General features: G+C 42.8%; 2 protein-coding genes and 1 pseudogene. 2 read left to right on the top strand and 1 reads right to left on the bottom strand.

The features are described 5' to 3' along the window. Window positions 1-120 (top strand): annotated as a pseudogene (locus V7K73_RS08705) (photosystem II q(b) protein); the annotation flags it as partial. Window positions 121-215: 95 nt separating this feature from the next. Here the strand turns inward: V7K73_RS08705 and V7K73_RS08700 are convergent. Then, window positions 216-896 carry a RibD family protein gene (locus V7K73_RS08700; protein ID WP_334879012.1) on the bottom strand — a complete coding sequence of 227 codons (681 nt, stop codon included), beginning with the start codon at window positions 894-896 and terminating at the stop codon, window positions 216-218. A 370-nt stretch (window positions 897-1,266) separates the two neighbouring features. Between V7K73_RS08700 and V7K73_RS08695 the strand changes: the two genes are divergently transcribed. Then, window positions 1,267-2,646 (top strand): DUF2252 domain-containing protein, encoded by a 1,380-nt coding sequence (locus V7K73_RS08695; RefSeq protein ID WP_334879010.1) that lies wholly within the window; start codon window positions 1,267-1,269, stop codon window positions 2,644-2,646. Window positions 2,647-2,942: the final 296 nt, after the last annotated feature.

Here is a 2,942-nt window from a genome sequence, read left to right as displayed (position 1 = left end):
AACCGCGCTAACTTGGGTATGGAAGTAATGCACGAGCGTAACGCTCACAACTTCCCCTTAGATTTGGCAGCTTTAGATGTTGCTCCTGTAGCTCTAACCGCTCCTGCTATCAACGGTTAAATAGTAAAGTTTAGCTAAATCTTAAAGCGCTCTCCCAAAAGGGAGGGCGCTTTTTAGTGTCAACAATAACAGAGCTTAATTCTGGCAGCGCATTCTCAATTGAGTGTGCGGTAGTGTAAAAACAACTGACTTCCAACCTGACGAGTTTCGACGAGTTGGAGATGAGGAGCATCTTTGGGAAGAAAACCCTCTCCTTCCACTGGGCTAGGGGCGTGCTTTCCTCCATAAATGACGGGCCAAATTGTCAACCACCAATCGTCAATTCGCCCAGCCTTTAGTAAAGCAGCTGTTAAAGAACCGCCTCCCAAAACAACGACCTTGTGAATACCCCGCTCTGCCATCAAGCTGTAAGCCCGATCCCAGTCTATATCTGTCTCTCCCAAATCGATTAATTCAGCCAGCTTTTGCAAACTTGTTGCATCAGAATTGCGCTCTAAACCAGTCCGTGTTGTAAATATCCATCGCTCAATCTCCTGGCTTAAAAAAGGCAAGGAAAGCGATAGGTCAAGGGAACCTGAGACAACGCAGGTAATAGGTTGGGGAGACTGACCCCTAACCTCTCGTGCTGCCAAAAGTTCGGGATTGCGAATTGTATAGGTTCCCCCTTCAGCCCGAATCGTCCCTGCTCCAACCAAGACTAAATCGGCAAGAGAAGCTTGATACTCTAGGTGTGCTTGATCAACTGGATCGGAATCACGAGGCGCTTTCGGATCTACGGCGCTAATTTTTCCATCGGCCGTCATGGCAAGAACCACAGTTGTTTGGATAGCTGACATGATTAGATTCTGACCGTTCTTTATAATTTTACCTTTTTGAATTCTTTACTATGAATACTTGTTACATTGTGCTTTAGATCGCTTTCTAAACTATGGCTCCAGGTGATAAAAGAGTTGTTGTCGGATGATTGTCTCTATACAAGAATCTAACAAAAGTCAATTTTTTTACATTTAACAAAGTTTAGGGGTCTAAATCCCCCGAAGTTTTGTGGACGGAAGCCGTCCCCACAAACTTCTCTTCGTCACAAAACAAAATTTACGTAAAACCTACGGCAACGCTTGGCTTAACCCGGAGCGTACCGGAGGCTCTATTACAAATTACGAATTACGAATTACGAATTACGAATTACGAATTATTTAAGAGACGGTCATGCCCAAATACATATCTATATCTGCAATTGTATTTGTCTTAATTTTAATTTTCGGGTTTATATCTCCAACTCAAGCAGCAACTGTCCGTTCAAGTTGGGTGGAGAATGAAATTTACCAATACAATCATCCCTTTGCTTCTGAATTGCCTCAAGAACTGGCAACAAAAATGCAAAAGATGAAGGCTAGCCCTTTCGCCTTTTATCGGGGAACAGATCACATTTTTTATCGTGATATGCAGACCTTGCCAAGTTCAGGATTTGTGAATTCTTCAACCTCAGCTATCTGGTTAGAGGGAGATATGCATCTGCAAAATCTTGGAGGGATAAGAGATAGCAACGACAACAATGTTTTTGACACCACTGATTTTGATGAAGGCTATCTTGGCCCCTACGTTTGGGACTTGCGACGGATGGCAGTCTCCATTTTGTTAGCAGCTAAAGAGAACGGTCTTAATTCAAGTGATGCTCAAGATATTGTCCGTAATTTTTTGGATGCTTATTTGAACAAAATGAGTGATTTTAAGGGAACCAACGACGAACTTTCATACCGTTTGGAATCTGGCAATACAAACGGTGTGGTCAAAGATTTGATTCAAAAGGCATCAGATAACAGCCGTTCTAGCTTGCTAAGTAAGTACACTCAGTTAAATAACAGTAACAATCGCGTATTCCAGACGACCTCAGAACTTCAGCCTGTATTCAAAAGCACCTATTCTGACATTGCTGGGGCTATGAGCAGTTACATTGCCTCAATTCCTAGCAGTAAACGCTACAACAATAGTTATTATGCTCTCAAAGACATTCGGTTAAAATTAGGTTCAGGCACTGGTAGTCTTGGTAAGTACCGATATTACCTGCTGATTGAGGGGCTAAGTTCAGCAAGCGACGACGATCGCATTTTGGAGATGAAGCAAGAAGGCAGTTGCGCAGTTGCGATGGCAGTTCCAGGTCTACTACCAACTTCAGTTTACGGTAACCAAGAAGGGGCGAGAGTGGCAATCGCTACTAAAGCAATGCTCTCCAATACTGACCCCTTGGTTGGATACACTACGGTCAATAGTATCCCTTTTATGCTACATGAAAAATCACCCTACCAAGTGGACTTTGACTATACATTGCTAACCACTAAGTCAAAATTTATGGATGCGGTGGGGTATGTGGGGAAAGTCGTTGCCAAGAACCATGCAATCTCTGATAAAGACTATGATGCTGCGATTATTTCCGTAAGCGTTGACAAAGAAGTGACTGATATTGCAAGCGGTAACAAGGCTGTATTCAAAGACGAAATTGTTAACTTTGCGGTGGACTATGCAACTCAAGTTGAGTATGACTACACGAGTTTTATAAATGCTTATAACCAAGGAGTGATACTCTACTAGTACCGCAAGGCGGAAGTCACGCATTCAAAAGTAGGACTTACGCAAAAAAGCGGTGGAAGTCTTGATTTGCACTAGGGGCAATTCATGAATTGCCCCTACATTTCGTACTTGATGAGTAAGTCCTAAAAAGGTTGATATATTAAAGCTTGTGCCTGTTAAAATGGTAGGTTTATTTACGCTGGGTTGTACGAACGAAGTAGGTAAGTAAGTGGGCGCAAATAATCATCACTGGCTCGTAGTTGCGCTTTAGCGCTAAAGCGCAACTACGAGCCAAATACAGAGATTTTACTTTTCGT

The organism is Nostoc sp., from assembly GCF_036916975.1.
GTDB lineage: Bacteria > Cyanobacteriota > Cyanobacteriia > Cyanobacteriales > Nostocaceae > Nostoc.
This window is presented reverse-complemented; position numbering and strand designations above follow the sequence as displayed.